General features: G+C 44.0%; 22 protein-coding genes and 1 pseudogene. 10 read left to right on the forward strand and 13 right to left on the reverse strand.

Going from position 1 to position 19,045, the window contains the following annotated elements; genetic code table 11:
- Positions 1-158 precede the first annotated feature (158 nt).
- Positions 159-803, reverse strand: coding sequence for an alpha/beta fold hydrolase (locus tag H7968_RS03510; RefSeq protein WP_227394851.1), 645 nt, complete (start codon positions 801-803; stop codon positions 159-161).
- Positions 804-915: 112 nt separating this feature from the next.
- On the opposite strand from H7968_RS03510, the gene H7968_RS03515 reads away from it, so the two are divergent.
- Positions 916-1,293, forward strand: coding sequence for a VOC family protein (locus H7968_RS03515; RefSeq protein WP_227394852.1), 378 nt, complete (start codon positions 916-918; stop codon positions 1,291-1,293).
- A complete protein-coding gene (locus tag H7968_RS03520) occupies positions 1,290-1,940 on the forward strand; it encodes an alpha/beta family hydrolase (protein ID WP_227394853.1) in 651 nt (216 codons plus the stop codon). Before H7968_RS03515 ends, H7968_RS03520 begins: the two co-directional genes overlap by 4 nt.
- Positions 1,941-2,297: 357 nt before the next feature.
- Here the strand turns inward: H7968_RS03520 and H7968_RS03525 are convergent, their stop codons facing one another.
- The 6 genes from H7968_RS03525 to H7968_RS03550 all read right to left on the reverse strand — a co-directional run bounded on the left by H7968_RS03525 (position 2,298) and on the right by H7968_RS03550 (position 8,762).
- Positions 2,298-3,311 (reverse strand): LacI family DNA-binding transcriptional regulator, encoded by a 1,014-nt coding sequence (locus H7968_RS03525; protein ID WP_227394854.1) that lies wholly within the window; start codon positions 3,309-3,311, stop codon positions 2,298-2,300.
- A gap of 29 nt (positions 3,312-3,340) precedes the next feature.
- On the reverse strand, positions 3,341-4,189 hold the full coding sequence (locus H7968_RS03530) for a carbohydrate ABC transporter permease (protein WP_227394855.1): 849 nt from the start codon (positions 4,187-4,189) through the stop codon (positions 3,341-3,343).
- 1 nt (position 4,190) lies between these two features.
- Positions 4,191-5,132 (reverse strand): carbohydrate ABC transporter permease, encoded by a 942-nt coding sequence (locus H7968_RS03535; RefSeq protein ID WP_227394856.1) that lies wholly within the window; start codon positions 5,130-5,132, stop codon positions 4,191-4,193.
- A 74-nt stretch (positions 5,133-5,206) separates the two neighbouring features.
- Positions 5,207-6,484 (reverse strand): ABC transporter substrate-binding protein, encoded by a 1,278-nt coding sequence (locus H7968_RS03540; RefSeq protein WP_227394857.1) that lies wholly within the window; start codon positions 6,482-6,484, stop codon positions 5,207-5,209.
- A gap of 11 nt (positions 6,485-6,495) precedes the next feature.
- Positions 6,496-7,839, reverse strand: coding sequence for a GH1 family beta-glucosidase (locus H7968_RS03545; RefSeq protein WP_227394858.1), 1,344 nt, complete (start codon positions 7,837-7,839; stop codon positions 6,496-6,498).
- Between the two features lie 677 nt (positions 7,840-8,516).
- A complete protein-coding gene (locus H7968_RS03550; RefSeq protein ID WP_134374169.1) occupies positions 8,517-8,762 on the reverse strand; it encodes a type B 50S ribosomal protein L31 in 246 nt (81 codons plus the stop codon).
- A 175-nt stretch (positions 8,763-8,937) separates the two neighbouring features.
- Here H7968_RS03550 and H7968_RS03555 point away from each other — a divergent pair, with 175 nt between their 5' ends.
- From H7968_RS03555 to mnmH, 3 genes are all read left to right on the forward strand, one after another.
- Positions 8,938-9,393 (forward strand): GNAT family N-acetyltransferase, encoded by a 456-nt coding sequence (locus H7968_RS03555; protein ID WP_227394859.1) that lies wholly within the window; start codon positions 8,938-8,940, stop codon positions 9,391-9,393.
- Positions 9,394-9,480: 87 nt separating this feature from the next.
- On the forward strand, positions 9,481-10,530 hold the full coding sequence (gene selD, locus H7968_RS03560) for a selenide, water dikinase SelD (RefSeq protein WP_227394860.1): 1,050 nt from the start codon (positions 9,481-9,483) through the stop codon (positions 10,528-10,530).
- 18 nt (positions 10,531-10,548) lie between these two features.
- Complete coding sequence (gene mnmH, locus H7968_RS03565) at positions 10,549-11,592, forward strand: tRNA 2-selenouridine(34) synthase MnmH (protein ID WP_227394861.1); 1,044 nt, start codon at positions 10,549-10,551, stop codon at positions 11,590-11,592.
- Between the two features lie 119 nt (positions 11,593-11,711).
- On the opposite strand, the gene H7968_RS03570 is transcribed toward mnmH, so the two are convergent.
- A complete protein-coding gene (locus H7968_RS03570) occupies positions 11,712-12,617 on the reverse strand; it encodes an arsenic resistance protein (protein ID WP_227394862.1) in 906 nt (301 codons plus the stop codon).
- Between the two features lie 75 nt (positions 12,618-12,692).
- Between H7968_RS03570 and crcB the strand changes: the two genes are divergently transcribed.
- Positions 12,693-13,079, forward strand: a complete 387-nt coding sequence (gene crcB, locus H7968_RS03575; RefSeq protein WP_227394863.1) for a fluoride efflux transporter CrcB — start codon at positions 12,693-12,695, stop codon at positions 13,077-13,079.
- Positions 13,076-13,423 carry a fluoride efflux transporter FluC gene (locus tag H7968_RS03580; RefSeq protein WP_227394864.1) on the forward strand — a complete coding sequence of 116 codons (348 nt, stop codon included), beginning with the start codon at positions 13,076-13,078 and terminating at the stop codon, positions 13,421-13,423. The genes crcB and H7968_RS03580 overlap by 4 nt, the downstream gene beginning before the upstream one ends.
- Positions 13,424-13,654: 231 nt before the next feature.
- On the opposite strand, the gene H7968_RS03585 is transcribed toward H7968_RS03580, so the two are convergent.
- The gene (locus H7968_RS03585) at positions 13,655-14,083 is read right to left on the reverse strand and encodes a VOC family protein (protein WP_227394865.1); all 429 of its coding nucleotides are present in this window, start codon (positions 14,081-14,083) and stop codon (positions 13,655-13,657) included.
- Positions 14,084-14,226: 143 nt separating this feature from the next.
- On the opposite strand from H7968_RS03585, the gene H7968_RS03590 reads away from it, so the two are divergent.
- Complete coding sequence (locus H7968_RS03590) at positions 14,227-14,958, forward strand: YqjF family protein (protein ID WP_227394866.1); 732 nt, start codon at positions 14,227-14,229, stop codon at positions 14,956-14,958.
- A gap of 186 nt (positions 14,959-15,144) precedes the next feature.
- Here the strand turns inward: H7968_RS03590 and H7968_RS03595 are convergent.
- Positions 15,145-15,787, reverse strand: a pseudogene (locus H7968_RS03595) (DedA family protein).
- A gap of 83 nt (positions 15,788-15,870) precedes the next feature.
- Here H7968_RS03595 and H7968_RS03600 point away from each other — a divergent pair.
- On the forward strand, positions 15,871-16,155 hold the full coding sequence (locus tag H7968_RS03600) for a hypothetical protein (protein WP_227394867.1): 285 nt from the start codon (positions 15,871-15,873) through the stop codon (positions 16,153-16,155).
- Positions 16,156-16,158: 3 nt separating this feature from the next.
- On the opposite strand, the gene H7968_RS03605 is transcribed toward H7968_RS03600, so the two are convergent.
- Positions 16,159-17,058, reverse strand: a complete 900-nt coding sequence (locus H7968_RS03605; protein WP_227394868.1) for a phosphotransferase — start codon at positions 17,056-17,058, stop codon at positions 16,159-16,161.
- Between the two features lie 131 nt (positions 17,059-17,189).
- Here H7968_RS03605 and H7968_RS03610 point away from each other — a divergent pair, with 131 nt between their 5' ends.
- Positions 17,190-17,816 (forward strand): protein kinase family protein, encoded by a 627-nt coding sequence (locus tag H7968_RS03610; protein WP_227394869.1) that lies wholly within the window; start codon positions 17,190-17,192, stop codon positions 17,814-17,816.
- Positions 17,817-17,834: 18 nt separating this feature from the next.
- Here H7968_RS03610 and H7968_RS03615 read toward each other — a convergent pair whose 3' ends face one another.
- Positions 17,835-18,566 carry a sulfite exporter TauE/SafE family protein gene (locus H7968_RS03615; RefSeq protein ID WP_227394870.1) on the reverse strand — a complete coding sequence of 244 codons (732 nt, stop codon included), beginning with the start codon at positions 18,564-18,566 and terminating at the stop codon, positions 17,835-17,837.
- Positions 18,567-18,675: 109 nt separating this feature from the next.
- Entirely contained in the window at positions 18,676-19,041 is a 366-nt protein-coding gene (locus tag H7968_RS03620; protein WP_227394871.1) for a hypothetical protein, read from the reverse strand.
- Between the last annotated feature and the right edge of the window lie 4 nt (positions 19,042-19,045).

Here is a 19,045-nt window from a genome sequence, read left to right on the forward strand (position 1 = left end):
CGATTCCCTCACTCCTGAAGATGATTCCTTCAATTCCCTAACTGCACCTGATTGGACGCGATTCTCGAATACTCATCACGCAGTCAAGGATCGCGGGCAACTGGGGAGTCTTCTTAACACGAATTCCAGCCTGCTGACTTCGCACCCCAAAAAGGCCTTCACCCATCAAACATCCCGGTCTGCAAAAACCGGTGAACGAATTCCGCAGTTTCTCTTCTGTGATGAATGTCCTTATGTCCGTATGGCAGAATCAAAAAATCCTTTAACCCCCGATCATAGACGGAACTCATTTCGACGCGGCCGTCATTGCGCTCTCTAATCATTTTACCGAGGAAAAGGTTGGACCTGTCCCCTGCAATGGACCCCATTTCAACATCAGCCGGCTTAAACGCATAAGTTCCGACGAATTCAGGTGTAATAGAAGCAATGGTTTTGTAAATCCTCGTGAAAGGCTGCACGCGATGGGCATGCCGGGCCAGCTGACTTCCCTGGCTCGGTGTAGCGATCAGGACTGCTCTCATAACCTTGGCTGCATAACCAGGGTCAGACAGCACGTCTCTGATGACAAGCCCGCCTGTACTGTGCCCGACTAAAAAGACCTGCTCTCTATCAGGTACTCGATTAAGCATTTGCTTAAGGTGTGATGCCGCATCTTCAAACGGATGAAAGCGGAGCGGGTAGTTCAATGTCAGACAGTCATAGCCGAATGATGCAAGGGAACGCTCCAATGGATACATATCAGATGCCCCTTTATTAAAGCCGTGGATCAGAAAAATACGATTTTGTTTAATCTGTTTGTCCATTTCTTCACCCTGATAACCATTACTTATGGAAATCCTTTCATAATTAAACCTTTTCTTATCAATCTTTGAGCACTACAATTACATTAACTGTAACACAGAAAGGAATGAAACCATGCCTTACTCATTTAAGCAAATTGATCATATTCAGCTCGCTGCCCCTGTTGACTCCGAAGAAGCAGCGCGCGAGTTTTTCCACGGCGTACTCGGTTTGCCTGAGATCGAAAAGCCTGAAAGCTTAAAAGCTAACGGCGGTGTGTGGTTTGCATGCGGAAAACAACAGCTGCACATTGGTATTGAAAAGGATTTTTCACCCGCGCGAAAAGCACATCCTGCTTTTGAAATGGAACACATTCAACTTCTTCAGGCTCATTTAGAGGAACAAGGTTACCCTGTCATTTCAGATGACCGGCTTCCCGGAGCGATCCGCTTTTATGTAGATGACCCATTTGGAAACCGGCTTGAGTTTTTAGAATGGGAGAACGGCAGATGAGAAACGTTCATACGATCAAAAATTCAATTGGACAAAACCTTGATATAACCGAAATCTGCCTGTCTGACGAACCAAAAGGAACAGCACTGATCCTCCCGGGTGCGGGCTATTCCATCCAGGCACCACTCATGCATTACGCTACTAACTTGCTGGTAAAAGAGGGCTATCAGGTGATTCTTGCAGATTACGCCTACAACAAAGAACCATACAATAGTATGTCAGATGAAGAATATCGTTCTTCCGTACTGAAGGATGGGGAGCTTATTTTTGAAAAGGTAGGACAATTGAGAAAAGACGGGTCGCTCCTGATTGTTGGGAAATCGATCGGAACGATGATGATGGCTCAGGAATCCAATTTCAATCGATTGAGTGATGTAAAAGCCATCTGGATGACGCCGCTTATTCATGGCGAGCTCGTCAGACAGGCCCTTGAAGAGACAAAATGGCCGAGTCTCTCGATCATCGGTGATCAGGATTTCTGTTATTCGCCTGAAGCAGCTGAAGCGATTGAACGAAATCCGCTAGTGAATAATGAGGTGATCGCAGGAACAGATCACGCGCTGCAGTATGAGGATGATTTGCTGGGATCTATTGACGTGCTAAAGCAGGTGATGGAAAGCCTGGTCAGATTTTTGCAGCAGTCATGACTCCTCAGCTATCCATTTGCAGAAATGGTTTAATCCGAAAACGACCAGACCTTGTTTTGATTGATGTTGCTGAATGAGCGAACCTTGAGCTTAATGTTGATCGAATGTTTATTATTGTCGCTAGGCAGCCTGTTTATGTCGTTAGGATGGTTGTTTATGTCGATAGCCTGTTTCAGAAGGCACTAATTGTCATTAGCACCAGAATTAACGTCGATCAGCCCATAACTTCTGTCGTTAACATCTCCAGTTTTGTTGATAGCGCGAAAGAATCTGTCGATAACTGATCACGACCTCCTGCCACGATACAATCATCCAACCAACAAAAAAACGTGCGGCCATAAGCCACACGTCTTTTTGTTAATCCACTTTCGTCGTTGTCCATCTTACAACGAGCTCTGGTTCTACGGCCACTGTGCTGGACTCGATTCTGTTTTTGATCAGATCGAGCAGAATATGGGCGGCCATTTTGCCCATCTTCTCTTTATCCTGTCTGATCGTTGTCAAAGGGGGTTCGACATAACGGGCAGGGAGGATATCATCACAGCCGATAATGGAGATGTCTTCAGGTACACTCAGACCTTTTTCTTTTACAGCCTTCATCGCACCGATAGCCATCAGGTCTGACACCGCAAAGACCGCTGTTGGGCTGTCTTCCAGATCAAGAAATTCGTGCATTCCTTTGTAACCGCTGTCTTCAAAGAAGTCACCTTCGTAGATCCAGTCTTCTTTAACAGGAAGACCGTAATATTGAAGAGTCTTTTGAAAAGCGGACAATCTGGAATCAGCGATCAGGGAGCCGTTTGTTCCCCCGATGTAGCCTATTTTCCGATGACCGTTTAAATAAAGGTGTTCAACCACTTTTGCTGCAATGCTGTTGCTGTCACTCATGACATAGCTTGAGAAAGGTCCATTCAGTTCGATATCAACCCCTACGCAAGGAATCGGGCTCATATCAAGCTCATATACGGAGGATTCAATCTGGTCACCTGCAATGATCAGGCACCCATCCACCTGAAAATGCTGGCAGCGTGCAAGATAATTCTCCTTTTCCTCAAAAAACTGTTCGTTTGAAAAAAGGACTAGATCGTAGCCAAGCTGGCCAATGGTTTTTTTGAATTCATTCAGTACTTCTACAAAAACGGGGTGGGTGAGGTCCGCATTCACCTTACCGGCAAAGACGACGCCCACCACGTTCGTTTTTTTATCCTGAAGCAGTCTGGACTGGGAAGGACGATAGCCTTCCTGTGCCATAATTTCAAGGACACGTTTCCTCGTTTCCTGACCAACATCATGATAATTATTAAGAATTTTAGATACCGTTGCCTGAGAGACACCGGCTAATTTGGCAATATCTTTAATGGTTACTTTCATTGGCCTAGACTCCCCTGTCTTCAGCACACTCAACTCTTTACCGCCCCTTGTGTAAGGCTGCTGATAAAGGCTTTGTTGAACAGCAGGAAGACGATGATTAATGGCACGGTAGCCCAGAATGTGCCTGATAATATCATACCATAATCACGATTATAGGAGTCACTCAACGCACGTAATGCGACCTGCAACGTATGAGTTGACTGGTCCTGAAGTACAACAAGCGGCCACAGGAAGTCGTTCCATACGTTCATAAAAACGATGATACCAAGTGTTGCAAATGCAGGAAGAATCGCCGGTGTAACAACATTCCAGTAAATACGGAAGTTTGAACAGCCATCAAGTCTTGCCGCTTCAATCAGTTCATCAGGAATCGCCTCTTTAATGTACTGGCGCATCCAGAAGATACCAAAAGCATTAATTAAGCCCGGGACGATGATGGCCTTCAGGTCACTTAACCAGCCAAGCTGACTGATGATGTAGTACGACGGAATGAGCCCAAGCTGAGGAGGAATCATCATCGTAATCAAAATGAGCACGAATAAAGCATCGCGTCCTTTAAATTGGAGCTTTGCAAACGCAAAGCCGGCAAGTGAACAGAGAAACAGACTTCCCACTGTGACAGAAACGGATACAATCAGTGAGTTCATCATTGCACCGAAGAAATCAATGGTGCCTAATACATTCGTAAAGTTCGTGACCAGCTCCGATCCTGGCAGTAATGCAGGCGGAGTCTGGTTGATGACATGGTTTGGCTGTGTTGCCATCACAAACATCCAGTAGAATGGGAACAGGGATACCAGTCCGGCAAATGTCAAAAGGGAATAAAGGATCGCTTTTCTAGACAGTTGTTTTGGCTGAGTTGGTGTAATAGCTTTCATCTTATGCCTTCCTCGCTTTCCCGCGGCCAAGCCGGTTTGTAATCAACAGATTCAGTACAGAGAAGATCATGATGATTCCGAACAGTACGATCGCTGTTGCAGATGCTGTACCAAAGAAATTGTTCTCAAATGCATCACGGTATAAGTAGGCAACAACCGTAATTCCTTCTTCACGGAGATTTCCACCGAAGAAAATCAGCGGCTCTGTAAAGATCTGAAGTGATCCGATTGTTCCCATGAATACGGTAAATAGGATAAATGGCTTCAGCATTGGCAGCGTAATGTAACGCAGCTGCTGGCTAAGTGTTGCACCATCAATTTTCGCTGCTTCGTAAAGATCACTCGAAATACTCTGCATTCCGGCAAGATAGATAATTGTGTTATAACCTACCCAGCGCCAGAAAATCATCGTGGCAATGGCAATTTTTGCTCCCCACTCTGACTGGGTGAAGACGATTGGATCTACGCCAAAAACGCCTAAGATACTGTTTACAAGACCAAAAGATTGGCTGTTAAAAATAATACTGAATAGAATCGCTACCGCTACGATCGACGTTACATAAGGCATAAAGATCGCAACACGGAAAGTATTCTTGAAGCGCAGCGCCTGTGCATTCAGCGCATAAGCCAGCAGAAACGCCACAATCAGCTGTGGGACCGTTCCTAAAAGACCAATCACGACTGTGTTATAAATAGATTTCCAAAAGATAGGATCATTGAAGATAATCGTAAAGTTGTTTATGCCATTGAAGGTCATTTCACCAAGGCCATTCCATTTAAAGAAGGCAAGGTAGAAGCTGAAAAGCATTGGAAACAAACCAAAAATCGCAAAGAGGATAAAAAACGGTGATACGAATAAATATCCGGCAATGCTGTTGCGTTTTTCCTGACTCATTGAGCGTTTTACTTTTTTCTCGGTGTATTTCTCAGAGTTTGATACCATGTTGCAGGACATCTCCTTTTATCAAAAAGGGTAAGGAACCGGCTAAGCGGTCCTTACCCATCTTTGAACTTATTTTACTCACGCTCAAGACGCTGTTTGATTCTTTCCATTGCGTCATCCCACTCTTTGTCCGGATCTCCACCGCTGCTTAATACGTTATTAAGTGCTGTCATGATCTCACCCTGAACAAGAAGGTAGTTGCGTCCTTTATATACATCTTTAACCTGTTCTGCTGCTTCTGCGAATACTGCAGCTGTGTTAATTCCACCGAAGTAATCATCAGTGTAGTTGATAAATTCATCCTGCTCATATGTTGCTGGTGTTGATGGGAATAGACCCATATCCTTGAATGACTCAAGCTGTGTTTCCGGTGATACAAGCCACTCGATAAATGCGTACGCTTCTTCCTGCTGATCTGACTCCTCAGAGATCGTCAGGTATGATCCACCCCAGTTACCAGCGCCTTCAGGCATTGTTGTGATCATCCACTGATCAGAATCAGGAGCATTTCCTTTTACAACACCCTGCATCCATGCCGGTCCAAGAAGTGTAGCGTAAGAACCTTCAGCCATCCCCTGACCCCATTCAGGTGTCCATAGAGGCATGTTCCCTACAGCGCCTTCTTCAATCAGGCTTACAGTGTAATCATATGCTTCACGAATCGCTGCATTATCTTCAACAATCAACTCATTATCGCGGTTAAAGTAGTGCTCATCAGCCTGGTCACGCTTTGCATTAAAGATCAGCTCTGCATTATCAACAACCGGCTTTCCAGTTTTCTCTGCTACGTCTTTCGCGAACTGAGAATAGGCTTCCCATGTATTAAGAGATGCTGCAAGCTCAGCAGGATCCGTTGGATAACCCGCTTCCTCTACTACATCTTTACGATAGTACATTGCTGTTGGACCGATATCTGTCGGCAGACCGAACATGAACTCACCGTCAGCGCTTTGTCCTACGTTCCAAACCCACTCAAGATAGTCGCCTTGTACATCTTTAGCACCTAAATCATAAAGGTTTGCAAAACGATCCTGTGCTTCACGGTAACGCTCGATTTCCCCTACTTCGATCATCGCAATGTCAGGTGCACCCTGTCCTGCAGAAAGAGCAGTGAACAGGTTGTTATGGTGGTCACCCATTTCAGTTGACTGAACGTTGATTTTAACGTCCGGATTTTCTTCCATATACTTCTCGGCAAGCTCTTCATAGCCCGTTGTTCCGAAAACCCACATGTCGATTGTTTCGCTTCCACCGCCGCTGCCTGAACCGCTGCCGCTTTCATCGCTTGAACATCCTGCCAGAATCGCCATTGCACTACCTGCTAAAATACTTGTTTTCCAAAGCTTTTTCATTTCTAATCCCCCTAGTTTGTTTTGACTTGCACTTCTACCCCATTGTTCTGAATGACCTGCTGAAACCATTTAGCACTTTCTTTTGGAATACGTTCCTGTGTTTCAAAATCAACATATACCAGGCCAAAGCGTTTGCTGTAGCCGAATGCCCATTCAAAATTGTCCAGGAAACTCCAAGCGAAGTATCCTCTTAAATCTGCGCCGGCTTCGATTGCATCCAGACATGCGTCCAGGTGCTCCTGAAGATATTGAATACGGTCGGAATCCACTACCTTGCCGTCTGTCACTTCATCATCGTAAGCGGCACCATTTTCCGTTACATATAAAACCGGGTTGTTATACTCTTCCTTCAGTCTGATCAGCAGATCTGAAAGCCCCTTTGCATATACTTCCCAGCCCATTGCTGTACGACGGTGTCCACCACCTTCATGACCCGCATCCAGCCATGCTCCCGGCTGATGATTCAGGTATGAGATGGAGTAATAATTAATACCAAGGAAGTCAACCGGTGCTGCAATCGCTTCCAAATCTCCTTCTTTAATAAAAGAGAAATCAGTATACACACTGTAATGCTCAAGCATATCTGCCGGATAAGATCCTTTGAATACAGGATCCAGGAACCAGCGATTCAGGAATCCATCCCATCTTACAGCTGCTTCTTTAGAAGAAGGCTGCTCGTCTGCAGCGTATGAAGAGTTCAAGTTAAGCGTAATGCCAATCTCACCCTTACGCTGCTTCGCACGAAACTGTTCAACCACTTTGCCGTGTGACAGTAATACATGGTGTGCGGCTTTTAAAAACGCAGGGATATCACGGTAACCCGGTGCATGCTCGCCTGAACCATGACCCAGCCAGCTGACTACCCAAGGTTCATTATGTGTAATCCAGTTCGAAACCCGGTCCCCAAACCGGTCAAACAGCACTTCACAATAATGAGCAAATTCTTCTACAATCTCACGGTTCATCCAACCGCCGCGATCCTGCAATGCCTGAGGTAAATCCCAGTGATAAAGTGTCACAGCCGGCTTAATGCCTTTCGCTTCAAGCTCTGTTAACAGACGGTCGTAAAAGGCAAGACCTTCTTCGTTGACTACCCGGTCTCCATCAGGAAAAATTCTGGACCATGAAATCGAAAAGCGGTACCATGGTACATCTAAATCTTTCATTAATTGAATATCTTCCGGATAACGATTAATGTGGTCACACGCAACCTCGCCATGATCTCCATTCAGTACCTTCCCCGGATTTTTACAAAATTGATCCCAGATCGATTCGCCTCTGGTATCACGACCACCCTCTATTTGAAAGGAAGAAGTAGCGGTTCCCCATACAAAGTGTTCTGGAAATTTCCTCATGTCGTATCAGCCCCACTAATTACGAATATTTTTTCGTAAATTATTTAATAGAATAAAAATCTTTCGTTAATTTGGATTTTAAACCTCTTAGAAAGCGTTGTCAATATGAATTTTTAGATTATTTTCGTAGTTTACGAATTATTTTAACGAATATTTTTCGTTAAAACTTTCACAAACATTCAATTCTAGTAATATATTCGCTTTTATATTCGTGTTAAAGTTTGTTATATCCTGATTATTTGGAAAAACGGGGTCATTTGTAGGGGTTTTTAAGGAAAGTGCTTTTCGTATCAATGAAAGTGAGTTTGACGCGGAACCAAACTGCTATGATCACGATCTCCACTCCGCGGGAAACAGAGGTGTTGTCGTTTGGAGTCTATCGACCTTTATTTCGTTTCAATCAACGTTTTTAGAGGCGCTATAGACAAATATCAAATGCCTATCGACAGTTCCGGGACCGCTAACGACATTTTGAATCTGGTCAAGCAGCCGATCGACATTAGTTGGCTTTCCATCAACAAAAGAAACGATTGGCCCTATCAACAAAAAGAAAATGCTCGTCTTATCGACATAACAATGCCCTATCCCGGCCTTGTATGACAACGATTAAAAGTCCAACAAACCAAAAAGTCCGCATCCACTTAAAAGTGAACACGGACTTTCCGGTTGTGATGACATTATCCAATGTTGTATTTCTTTCTGAAGCGTTCTGCACGGCCATCTTTGTCCGCAAACTTCTGGCGGCCTGTGTAGAATGGGTGTGTGTCAGAGCTGACCTCAACTTTTAAAAGGGGGTACGTGTTGCCGTCTTCCCACTCAATCGTTTCATTAGACTTCATTGTAGAACCAGTCAGGAATTTAAACCCGCTGTTCGTGTCCATGAATACAACTTTTCTGTAATCCGGATGGATATCCTGTTTCATTTGTATTGCCTCCTTATTTATATCACGTTCATTTAATCAAATCGTAAACGTTACGTTTTGAGTTTACTCTCCTATTAAAACATATTTCATATAAGAGATCAAATCTTTGGATTTTAAAGGGAATGAGCCTTTATAAATAGAAACAAACATCAGAACTTTTAAAGGAGGCAGATACGTGTATCAGTATTTTAACGACTACATCATCAGAGAGGGTACACAGAATATCCCTGCAGATCAGGTTGAGAGATTATTCATGGATGCAGGATGGGTACGCCGTACACCTGAATGGCAAAAAGAAAAATTTACGCTGATTTTCCAGAACTCCACCTGGGCATATACAGTTTGGGATGACAATGAAATGATCGGTATGGTCCGGGTACTGTCCGATCAGGTTATGGCAGCCACGATTATGGATCTGGCTGTACACTCTTCTCATCGCGGTAAAGGGATTGGTCAGAAGCTCGTGGGGTTATGTCTGCAAAAACTCCCTCACGGAGACTGGTTCGCTCACACTTCAAGCAATAATTATTCATTCTATGAGCAGCTTGGTTTTGAAGTGAAAGATCCGAATCACAACGGCACATGCGCTTATTACGGATATATTGAAGCGCGAAAGGCTGGTCACCGTTAAAGTCAAAGCGCACCTGCTTCATGATTTTTCCTTGAATGTGCTACACTTATGGACAGTGATGATTATCTTGGAAAGAGGTTGAATAGCATGACAAGTTCAAATAATGTACGTTTAACATCCCTATCCTCTAAAGGTGGTTGCGGCTGTAAAATCGGCCCCGCTGATCTTGCACAGGTACTGAAGAATCTTCCGCAGGCCGAAGCCAATCCGAATCTGCTTGTTGGACTGGATACGAGTGATGATGCAGGCGTGTATAAGATTAATGAAGAAACAGCGATTGTACAAACCGTTGATTTTTTCACGCCGATAGTTGATAACCCTTATGATTTCGGCCAGATTGCAGCAGCGAATGCGATCAGCGATGTGTATGCAATGGGTGGAACCCCGCTTACCGCATTAAATATCGTCGCATTTCCGATCTCTACTTTAGATAAAAGTATTTTGACTGATATCCTCCGCGGAGCCGGCGATAAATTGAAAGAAGCCGGCGTCACACTCGTTGGCGGGCATTCTATTGATGACAAAGAGCCGAAATTCGGATTAGCAGTCACAGGAACGGTCCATCCTGATAAAGTGAGAGCCAACGCAGGCGCTAAACCTGGTGATAAGCTGATTTTAACGAAGCCGATTGGTGTCGGGATTTCTACTACTTCTCTTAAAAACGGTCTGCTGACTGAAGAAGAAACAGCTAACGTAACAAAGGTAATGGCGACGTTAAATAAAACAGCCGCCGAAACGATGTCTGCTTATGATGTTCACGCTGCAACAGATGTGACAGGCTTTGGATTACTTGGTCACGCGTCTGAAATGGCAGCAGGCAGTGATGCAGGGCTCGTCATTTATAAAGAGGATGTTCCGGTTCTTCCACGCGTCCGCGAGCTGGCTGAAGCAGGTTCTGTACCGGGTGGGACACGCAATAACTACGCACATTTAGAAGGCAAGGTTGATTATCCTGAGGAAATGGATCAGCTTGACCGCTACATTTTATGTGACGCGGTAACGTCAGGCGGATTGTTGATTTCTGTGTCACCTGATGACGCAGATCAGCTGCTTGCCGACTTACGCAGTAAAGAGGTAAATGCTCATCTGATTGGAGAAGTTACTGCAGACCATCCTGGAAAAATTCGTGTGGTATAAAGATTGAAGGTGAAAAACATGACACGTGAAATTACATTAAATGATTTAATGGATGCCCATGAGAAAAAAGAGCGGGTCCTCGTTGACGTCCGTTCACCCGGTGAATTTGAGGAAGGTTCGATTCCGGGCAGCATCAATATCCCTGTTTTTGATAATGAAGAAAGAGCTGAAATCGGCACGATTTATAAGCAGGTTGGTCAGGAACAGGCGAAAGCACGCGGACTCGAGATTTTTTCTGCAAAGCTTCCGGTATTCGTCGAGCAGTTTAAGGCGCTGGATGCCCCGATTTCAGTTTTTTGCTGGCGCGGAGGCATGCGGAGTAAGGCAGCTGCTACCTTTACAGACTTCATGGGACTTGATGTGAACCGCTTAACTGGCGGCATCCGTACTTATCGCCAGTGGGTTGTCCAGGCACTGGAGGATTATGAATTTAATGCGCAGCTTCTCGTATTAAACGGGTATACCGGTTCCGGCAAAACAGCGATTTTGCGGAAGCTTCAGGAGGAAAATGAACCTGTTCTTGATCTGGAGGGATATGCCGGTCACAGAGGATCCATTTTCGGACAGATTGGACTGATCCCTAACAATCAGAAAAAGTTCGATTCTTTGTTGATCACTGATCTGAGGCGCTTTAAGGATTCTCCTTATCTACTGATGGAAGGTGAAAGCCGCCGGATCGGACGCGTTCATATGCCAGACTTTTTGTTTGAGCGAAAAGAAAAAGCACCTCAGATCTTTATTCAATTACCACTGGATGTGCGCGTTCAAAATATCCTTGACGATTATCAGCCGGACGAGTCCAGGGACGCCTTTTTAGAAGCATTCAGCCGGATCGAACGAAGAATGCATACGCCAGTTGCGAAAGATATTCGCGATCATTTAGAAGCAGGAGAATTTCGGGAAGCGTTCAAAATGCTTCTGGTTCATTATTACGATCCCCGCTACGAGCACTCGATCAGTCGTCATGAAGAGCGGAATGATATCGTGATTGAAGCAGAAACACTTGAAGAAGCTTACTTGAAGGTAAAAGAAATCCTTGCTCAATTTACAGTAAAGAAATAAGTGCAAAGCCAGCCTCGGGAATGAGAGGCTGGCTTTTTGACGTTTTGTTATCTTGTAAACCGCGGCGGATTTTTTCACAAAAGTGACCAAGCACTCATCCCGGCTTCACTTTTCTGTATTCAACCCCGCTTCAGCACAAACGACAGTGCCGCCAGAAGGGGTAATTCAATCAGCGGGCCGACTACGAGGACGAGTGCCAGTAATGGCTGATCCGGAAAGACGGCGAGCACCACGGCTAAGACGAGTGGTGAATTTCTCGCAATCGTTGTCATATGAAGACTGATGCGATCTTCTCTTTCTAACCCTGCGAATGCAGCAGCTCCCTTGCCCAGCCAATACAGACTGACGAAAAACAGCAGTAAAGGAATGATCAGTCTCAACAACTGATCGATTTCACCTAAGATCACCTCTCCCTGTGAAGCGAACATGGCAAAGATCACGATGCATAAAATTAGCACCTGCACCCATTCCATCAAGGATTCCTGAAAGGACCCCACGAAACGCCGAACAAGGAACGCCGCGGCAAACGGAATGAGCAGGACAAGCAGCACAGAAGGAATGACATCTAAAATTTCCGGCCCCACCACTACACGCCCAAACAACAGCATCCACACGGGTAACAATAGAAGCTGAAGCATAAGGTTTACCGGGAGCAGGCTGACAGAAGCCGCTGTATTCCCCTTTGCGATGCCGGTAAAGACGATATACCAATCCGTACACGGGGTAAGTACGAGTAATAAAAAGCCAAGCCACAATAATGGCGCATCAGACAAAAAGACAGCACCGATTCCCCATGCAAGAAACGGGGTAATAATAAAATTTAGGGTAAGACTTATAATGACAAAGGAACGGTTTTGAAATGCATTCCTGATTTCACTTAATGGAACGGGTAAAAACGTAAAAAATAAAAGCAGAATCAGCAACGGCAAAATGATTTTCTCAATTGAACCTGCCATAGATAATGAACTGACTCCGAGTCCTCCGGCAATAGCCAGCAACAGAAGCCACAAGTAAGCCTTCTCCAAATTCGTCACTCCTCTTGACCATCTCTTATGGAATGCTTAATGTAAATTGTATCAGATTCGAACGGAGGACAATGAATGACCTACATATGGATTGGAATGGGCGGGGCTATTGGCAGTATGCTGCGGTATATCACCAGCCTGCTTTTACCTCCTGTCTCGGGATTCCCACTCGGGACGCTTACGGTTAATCTGATTGGCTGTTTGATTCTCGGGTTTTTATCTTCACAGGCAGATACCAACTGGAGCGCCTCTCCACAAGTGAAGATGGCGATTAAAACAGGATTGATTGGATCATTCACGACCATGTCCGCCGTCAGCACTGAGCTTGTGGTTCTTTTACAAAGTGAACGCTATGGGATCGCACTGCTTTATTTCACATTAAGCTTACTGGGCGGTCTATGCCTGGCAGCACTCGGAATGCGCCTTGGTAACCTTACTGTGAATAGGAGGAAGGTCAAATGATCATTATGTTGTTATCAGCAGGCGGATTTTTCGGGGCGATTTGCCGTGCAGCTGTCTCCAGCAAGATGAATCAGGAGAATGCGCCTTATGGAACCTTACTGGTCAACCTGCTGGGCTCCTTTTTACTTGGCTATGTGCTTTCTCTTAGTGTAAACGGATACTTATATGCATTTGCTGCCATTGGTTTTCTCGGTGCTTTTACAACGTTCTCAACCTTTTACACAGAAATCGTAAAGCTGATGATGGAAAGGAGAACCGGACTGGCAATCGCCTACCTTTTTTTGACCTATGCAGCAGGAATTTTACTTGCAGCGCTCGGTTTTTTTACAGGAAATGCACTTTAAACACGCGAAAAAACCTCCGGCCGCCAGCCGGAGGTTTGCGCTTATACATCTATTGGGTGGGAAGATATTATTCTCTCTTAATCGCCAATTCGGTTTGTTGGTTCCTTTTTCTTAAGAAAGCCGCTGTCTTCCCGGCAGTTCACTACAATGCAGCAAAATAGCGATTCATTGCCCGCCACCTTACCGTTGATTTACGTGGTCACAAAGGTAATTTACCCCATTATCCACGATTTAAACGTCTTCACTCTCTCCCTCGTGGCTGAATTGCCAGCTGATGCCGAACTGATCAGTCACTTGTCCATATGCCTTGCTCCAAAACGTTTCCTGCAGCTCCATATCGACCTTTCCGCCCTGCTTGATCCGGTCAAACTGCTTTCTCAAAAGTGCTTCGTCCTTGAGCCAGACGGTTAGTGAAATATGATTCCCCTGAATATACGGTGCACCCGGAAATGTGTCTGAAAACATCAGCATACTGCCATTTACATTTAGCGCTGCATGCATGATGCGATCTTTCACTTCTTCAGGAACATCAAATTCAGTATTAGGCGGCTGCTCCCCAAACGTCATGATATCCGGAGCCGGTGAATCAAATACCTCGCGATAAAATGCCACAGCTTCTCTCGTATTGCCATCAAAATTCAGATATGCATTCAAAGACATCCTGTTCACTCCTTTTTTTCACTTACCTTATATATTCGGAACATATATTGGAAACCCTTTTAAAAAAGCAGCCGATTGTAAACTTTTATTTTTCGATTCTTTCCGGCTAATTTTATAGGATGGAAAAGAAGGTGGTGCATGACATGAAACGAAAGACAAATAAACAGAAATGGCTGATGGGACAGACATGGAACGATTTACTTTTTGCCCACTATCCGGTGCCCGCAGAGGAGATTCGTCCACTGATTCCTGATTGTCTTGCGCTTGATACGTTTGGGGGACAAGCGTGGATCAGCGTGGTTCCTTTTGAAATGAACCATATTTATTTCCGGGGCCTTTCCCTGTTTACGTATAAGAGACGCTTCGCCGAATTGAATGTGAGAACGTACGTGACTTTTAATGGTGAGGCAGGCATTTATTTTTTCAGTCTTGATGCCAACAGCCCGCTTGCCGTTAAGCTTGCGAATTTTTCCTATGCCCTTCCCTATTTACATGCGGACATGAGTGTCGTTCATTCGGAAAATCGCATTCATTTTAAAAGCAGCCGGACGGATACGCGGGCACCTTTTGGGGATTTCGATGGTGTGTACGGTGCAAATGGGGATCCATTCAGAACGGTGAAAGGGTCGCTTGAATTTTGGCTTACAGAGCGTTATGCCTTATTTGTGTTAAAGGGACGGAAAATTCTAAAGGGTGCTATTTATCATGATCAATGGACCCTGCAACCCGCTTATGCGGAATTTAAAGTAAACCGTGTAGCCGAAAGTGCAGGAATTTTACTGTCTCCAAAACCTGAATTACTTCACTTTGCAAAGCATTTGAAGGTTCATGTCTGGCCGCCTGAACAGGTAGGGATCTTTGATAGAGAATCATAAGGATTTGGGTTAGCGACCCGGTGGAAGGTTCAGATGATACTTCATAGAGGTTGAAAAATTCTCGTTGAAACACAGTAGATTTCACTTTATTTCTTAGAATATCAAATGTGTTACGCAACGTCATACTAATGGACCCGCTTTGATCGTAAAAAGGCATGGCGCAAATTCGCCATGCCTTTTCATCTCTTATGCTCTGGAGCGCCTTTTAACAATATAATAAATCACAGCTGCAATAAACAGCACTGCAAGAATGACGTAGGCGACATTTGAATAAACGTCCATTCTCCGGACAATTGTCTCCCAGGAATCTCCTACTGATGCTCCAAGATAAATCAACACAATATTCCAAATCAACGTTCCTGCTGTTGTGAAGCCAAGAAATATCCAAATGTTCATTTGTGAAGCCAAGAAATATCCAAATGTTCATATTTGACATCCCTGCAGGAATAGAAATCAGGCTTCTGATTAGTGGAACAAATCGGCAAAAGAACACAGTCCAGGGGCCATATTTATCAAACCAGGCATCCGCCCTGTGCAAATCCTCTTTATTCACACGCAAAACCGTTCCCCAGCGGTCAATGATTTTCTCAAGCCTCTCTACATCGAGCTGAACTCCGATATAGTAGAGTGCAATTGCACCTGCTACTGAGCCCGCAGTAGAGGCTGCTACCACACCGGGAATGGTTAATCCCGAATCTACTGTCATGAACCCGCCAAATGTTAAAATAACCTCAGAGGGGATCGGCGGGAATATGTTTTCCAGTGCAATCAGAAAAAACACACCAAAATATCCATAATCATTCATTATTTCTGTCAGCCAATTTTCCATTAGATACTCCTTTGATAGCAGAAACTTTCCGCCATCACCATTTTCTGCCGAGGACGAAAGCGATTGTGAAGGGATGTTTAAACATGAATCAAAAAGAACTAGCGCAACATATTATCCAAAAGTATCAGGAAGATGAAAAAATCATGGTTTTATTGTTTATCCAGTGGTGCCAGGATCAAAACCTTGATCCTGAAAAATTATATAAAGAGGCTTACCCTGCTCAACCGGCTAACTCTTTCCTGAAACAGCTGATGGACGATCAGGTTTCAACTGATATGGATATTGATGCCGGTACACTCATTCAGGTCATGCAGACTTTTGGTAATGATGATCTGGCTCATGTCATTGCCAAATACGCTGAAAGATAACACTCAGCTCAGTGATTTCTTCAGTCCTGTCAGAGCCCAGCGAAGCACGTTTTGATCATTTGTACTTTTTGCATAACGCAATAGCACCGTATTCAGAAATGCAGCTTTAAAACGGGCCAATTTGATCGTTTCATCATTAACTTCACCGTATGCATCAAAAAAGAGACTTCTTTTTTCATGAGAAATGCACTGAAATACGATGGATAGATCGGATGCAGGATGACCAATATGTGCATCTCCCCAATCAATGATTCCTGCAAGCTTTCCCTCTCTGGCAATCAGATTTTTCGGGTGCAGGTCCCCGTGAACAAGCACGGTGCCTGCAGGATTCTCCCATTCTTCAAGCTGATCCAGATAACTCAGCAGCTGCTGATAGAGCTTTTCAGGAATAACTGGAGCAGCCTCCTCCGCTATGACATAAAAGTGTTTTCTTCTTAGCGCGGTGGATAAGCGATTCAAATGGTCAGGACCTGCATCTATACACTCAACAGGGAGAGCGTGAAGTTTTTTAAGAAAATGCCCAAGTTTCTCAGCTGCTTCATTCAAACAGTCCGTGTCTTCAAGATCAGTTAACACCTGGCCTTCTATCAGAGAAAAACCGACATATGAATCGTTTTCATCCTGCCCTTTTTGAAAGTAAACGGGTTTCGGATAATCGAATCCGCCCTCAAAGGATACCTTTTCAAGGCTTGTGAGAACTTTGTTTTCTATGTACATGGCCTCGAGCCCAAGCTTTCTTCTCGGAAAACGGAACACCCATTGTTCATTTACCATGTAAACAGTGTGGTCAAAGCCTGTTCCTAAATCTTTAATTTTTACTGGTTTGAGCTCCGGATAAGCCTCTTCTATCTTATCCCGTGCCTCTTTTATGGTGATCGGGTTTGTAGCTTCCCATGGATTCATTGTCTCACTCCTGCAACTCTTTCACGATTTTTACTCATTATATCAAATACATAGCTTTATTGATTTTTGAAATAGTAGTGTATGATGTTAGATAACGATTTGAACCGAATTGTTTAAGAGGAGTGCTTGATATGGAATCATATCGTCATTACGCAGAAAGTATTGTCTTCGCGCATCAATATAAAAAAACAATTGTTGCAGACCATCACCCCGACCTGGAATGCATTGGGATTGGCAGAAGTGCTGCGGCATTTCGGATTAAAGGGAAAGATCTTGTTGTAAAAGTATTTTTCCCCGAGTTCGAATCAATTGCCAAGGAAGAAGCTGAGGTTTATTCACTACTCAGCGATAGTCATTTTTATCCTTCGATCTATGATAGCGGACCAAATTATCTCGTTATTGATTACGTTGAAGGAAAGACGTTTTTCACCTGTCTCACTGACGGCACTTTTATTAAGAAGCGTTATGTTGAAGAGGTGGATGAAGCACTTGAAGTGGCCCGAAATGCAGGATTGACGCCATCTGATGTTCACCTGAGGAATATGATTGTCCTGCCTGATGACCATGTTAAACTAATTGATTTGGCAAGATTTCGTCAGCTGAAAGAGGATGATTCCCAGTGGGATGACTTAAAGGGAGGGTGGCCGCTCTATTCAAGACCCTGGTTTCCTAAAAAGATACCCGCTTTCCTGCTTAACCGGATCGCGTTTATCTATAAAAAATCACCAAGACTGTTCAAGTGGATTTTCCATAGGTAATGTTTCACGTGGAACGCTTCAGAGCTGGTCAAATATAAGTTGTAAAATCAAAAGGAAAGTCACTGATTTAAGAATTGGTGAGATGATAGCAGGCTTTATTTTTCTCGCTACCCTGACACCTAATTGTGCACCCAACCACGAACCGGCCATGAGTGAAATAGTCAGAGACCAGATAATCGATCCTGCGGCAATGTATGTAATCGCTGCTCCAAAGCAACTTGAAAAAGTCGCCAACCTGACAAGCCCCACAGCGTTAATATATGAAAGGTTCAGACTGCTTAATAAATAGAGCATCAGTGTCCCTTGACCCGGACCGAATAAACCGTCATATAGGCCAATTCCATACACACCGGTAACAGACTTAAAACTTGGAATAAGCTTGCGGTCACCTTTAAAGATCGTTTTTCTGAGGAAAGAAGAAATAAATACACAAACTAGTAAAATAATGGCCAGCACATATAACTGCTCAGGAGTTATGACAGCAGCAATGGCTCCTCCCGCAACTCCCCCAAACAAACTGACCGGGATGATCCATACAGATTTTCTGAAGTCCAATTCCTTTTTTCTCAACAAGTATAAAAAAGAGAAATAAGAGCTGATCGTGTTTGAAACTTTATTGGCACCGATTGCAGAATGAATCGGAACACCTAACAATAGCATGACAGGCAGACTGATCAAGCCTCCTCCCCCAGCAAGTGTACCTAGGGTTGTGGCAACAATTCCGGTAATAAAGATCAGAAAAAAATCCATAACAATACCCCCTTTACTCAAGTGTATAGGGGGTATTTTTATAAGTAAATTCGATTAAAATAATGAATCTCAATAATCAATACTTATGTCTATAATCTTTGCTCTTTTATCACAATAATATCCTCATAAAATTATCCCATTCAGCAGGAAACTGATTATAGCCTTTTTTCACAATCGTCTGGTCATCCATCTCAATAGCAATATGCCAGTGTGTATTGTCAACAGGATGATGACGCGCATGCAAATATGTATCTTCCCATTCAAACAAATGCAGATGTTTCAGTTTTTCGATGATGAGATCCTTTGCCTGAGGAGGAATAGTCGAAGCAGGAAGTGTAACAGTACGGTAACAATGCTCACTCATCCTTGAAATTTTAAGCTCATTAAAGTCAATAATCGTTCTGTATGACGTCCCCTTCATTTCAGAAACCCTCACATCAATTTGATTAATCTGATGATAATAAAGCTTCCCCATTTCT

The sequence above is a fragment of the Jeotgalibacillus aurantiacus genome (genome assembly GCF_020595125.1).
Classification (GTDB): domain Bacteria; phylum Bacillota; class Bacilli; order Bacillales; family Jeotgalibacillaceae; genus Jeotgalibacillus; species Jeotgalibacillus aurantiacus.

Excerpts from the sequence above, each read along its gene's own strand:
- H7968_RS03590 (WP_227394866.1), top strand. The coding sequence starts at position 14,227 with ATGAAACGAAAGACAAATAAACAGAAATGGCTGATGGGACAGACATGG.
- H7968_RS03615 (WP_227394870.1), bottom strand. The coding sequence starts at position 18,566 with ATGGATTTTTTTCTGATCTTTATTACCGGAATTGTTGCCACAACCCTA.
- H7968_RS03530 (WP_227394855.1), bottom strand. The coding sequence starts at position 4,189 with ATGAAAGCTATTACACCAACTCAGCCAAAACAACTGTCTAGAAAAGCG.
- H7968_RS03600 (WP_227394867.1), top strand. The coding sequence starts at position 15,871 with ATGAATCAAAAAGAACTAGCGCAACATATTATCCAAAAGTATCAGGAA.
- H7968_RS03585 (WP_227394865.1), bottom strand. The coding sequence starts at position 14,083 with ATGTCTTTGAATGCATATCTGAATTTTGATGGCAATACGAGAGAAGCT.
- crcB (WP_227394863.1), top strand. The coding sequence starts at position 12,693 with ATGACCTACATATGGATTGGAATGGGCGGGGCTATTGGCAGTATGCTG.
- H7968_RS03525 (WP_227394854.1), bottom strand. The coding sequence starts at position 3,311 with ATGAAAGTAACCATTAAAGATATTGCCAAATTAGCCGGTGTCTCTCAG.
- selD (WP_227394860.1), top strand. The coding sequence starts at position 9,481 with ATGACAAGTTCAAATAATGTACGTTTAACATCCCTATCCTCTAAAGGT.
- H7968_RS03610 (WP_227394869.1), top strand. The coding sequence starts at position 17,190 with ATGGAATCATATCGTCATTACGCAGAAAGTATTGTCTTCGCGCATCAA.
- H7968_RS03550 (WP_134374169.1), bottom strand. The coding sequence starts at position 8,762 with ATGAAACAGGATATCCATCCGGATTACAGAAAAGTTGTATTCATGGAC.
- H7968_RS03510 (WP_227394851.1), bottom strand. The coding sequence starts at position 803 with ATGGACAAACAGATTAAACAAAATCGTATTTTTCTGATCCACGGCTTT.
- H7968_RS03540 (WP_227394857.1), bottom strand. The coding sequence starts at position 6,484 with ATGAAAAAGCTTTGGAAAACAAGTATTTTAGCAGGTAGTGCAATGGCG.
- H7968_RS03515 (WP_227394852.1), top strand. The coding sequence starts at position 916 with ATGCCTTACTCATTTAAGCAAATTGATCATATTCAGCTCGCTGCCCCT.
- H7968_RS03535 (WP_227394856.1), bottom strand. The coding sequence starts at position 5,132 with ATGGTATCAAACTCTGAGAAATACACCGAGAAAAAAGTAAAACGCTCA.
- H7968_RS03605 (WP_227394868.1), bottom strand. The coding sequence starts at position 17,058 with ATGAATCCATGGGAAGCTACAAACCCGATCACCATAAAAGAGGCACGG.
- H7968_RS03580 (WP_227394864.1), top strand. The coding sequence starts at position 13,076 with ATGATCATTATGTTGTTATCAGCAGGCGGATTTTTCGGGGCGATTTGC.
- H7968_RS03545 (WP_227394858.1), bottom strand. The coding sequence starts at position 7,839 with ATGAGGAAATTTCCAGAACACTTTGTATGGGGAACCGCTACTTCTTCC.
- H7968_RS03620 (WP_227394871.1), bottom strand. The coding sequence starts at position 19,041 with ATGGGGAAGCTTTATTATCATCAGATTAATCAAATTGATGTGAGGGTT.
- H7968_RS03520 (WP_227394853.1), top strand. The coding sequence starts at position 1,290 with ATGAGAAACGTTCATACGATCAAAAATTCAATTGGACAAAACCTTGAT.
- mnmH (WP_227394861.1), top strand. The coding sequence starts at position 10,549 with ATGACACGTGAAATTACATTAAATGATTTAATGGATGCCCATGAGAAA.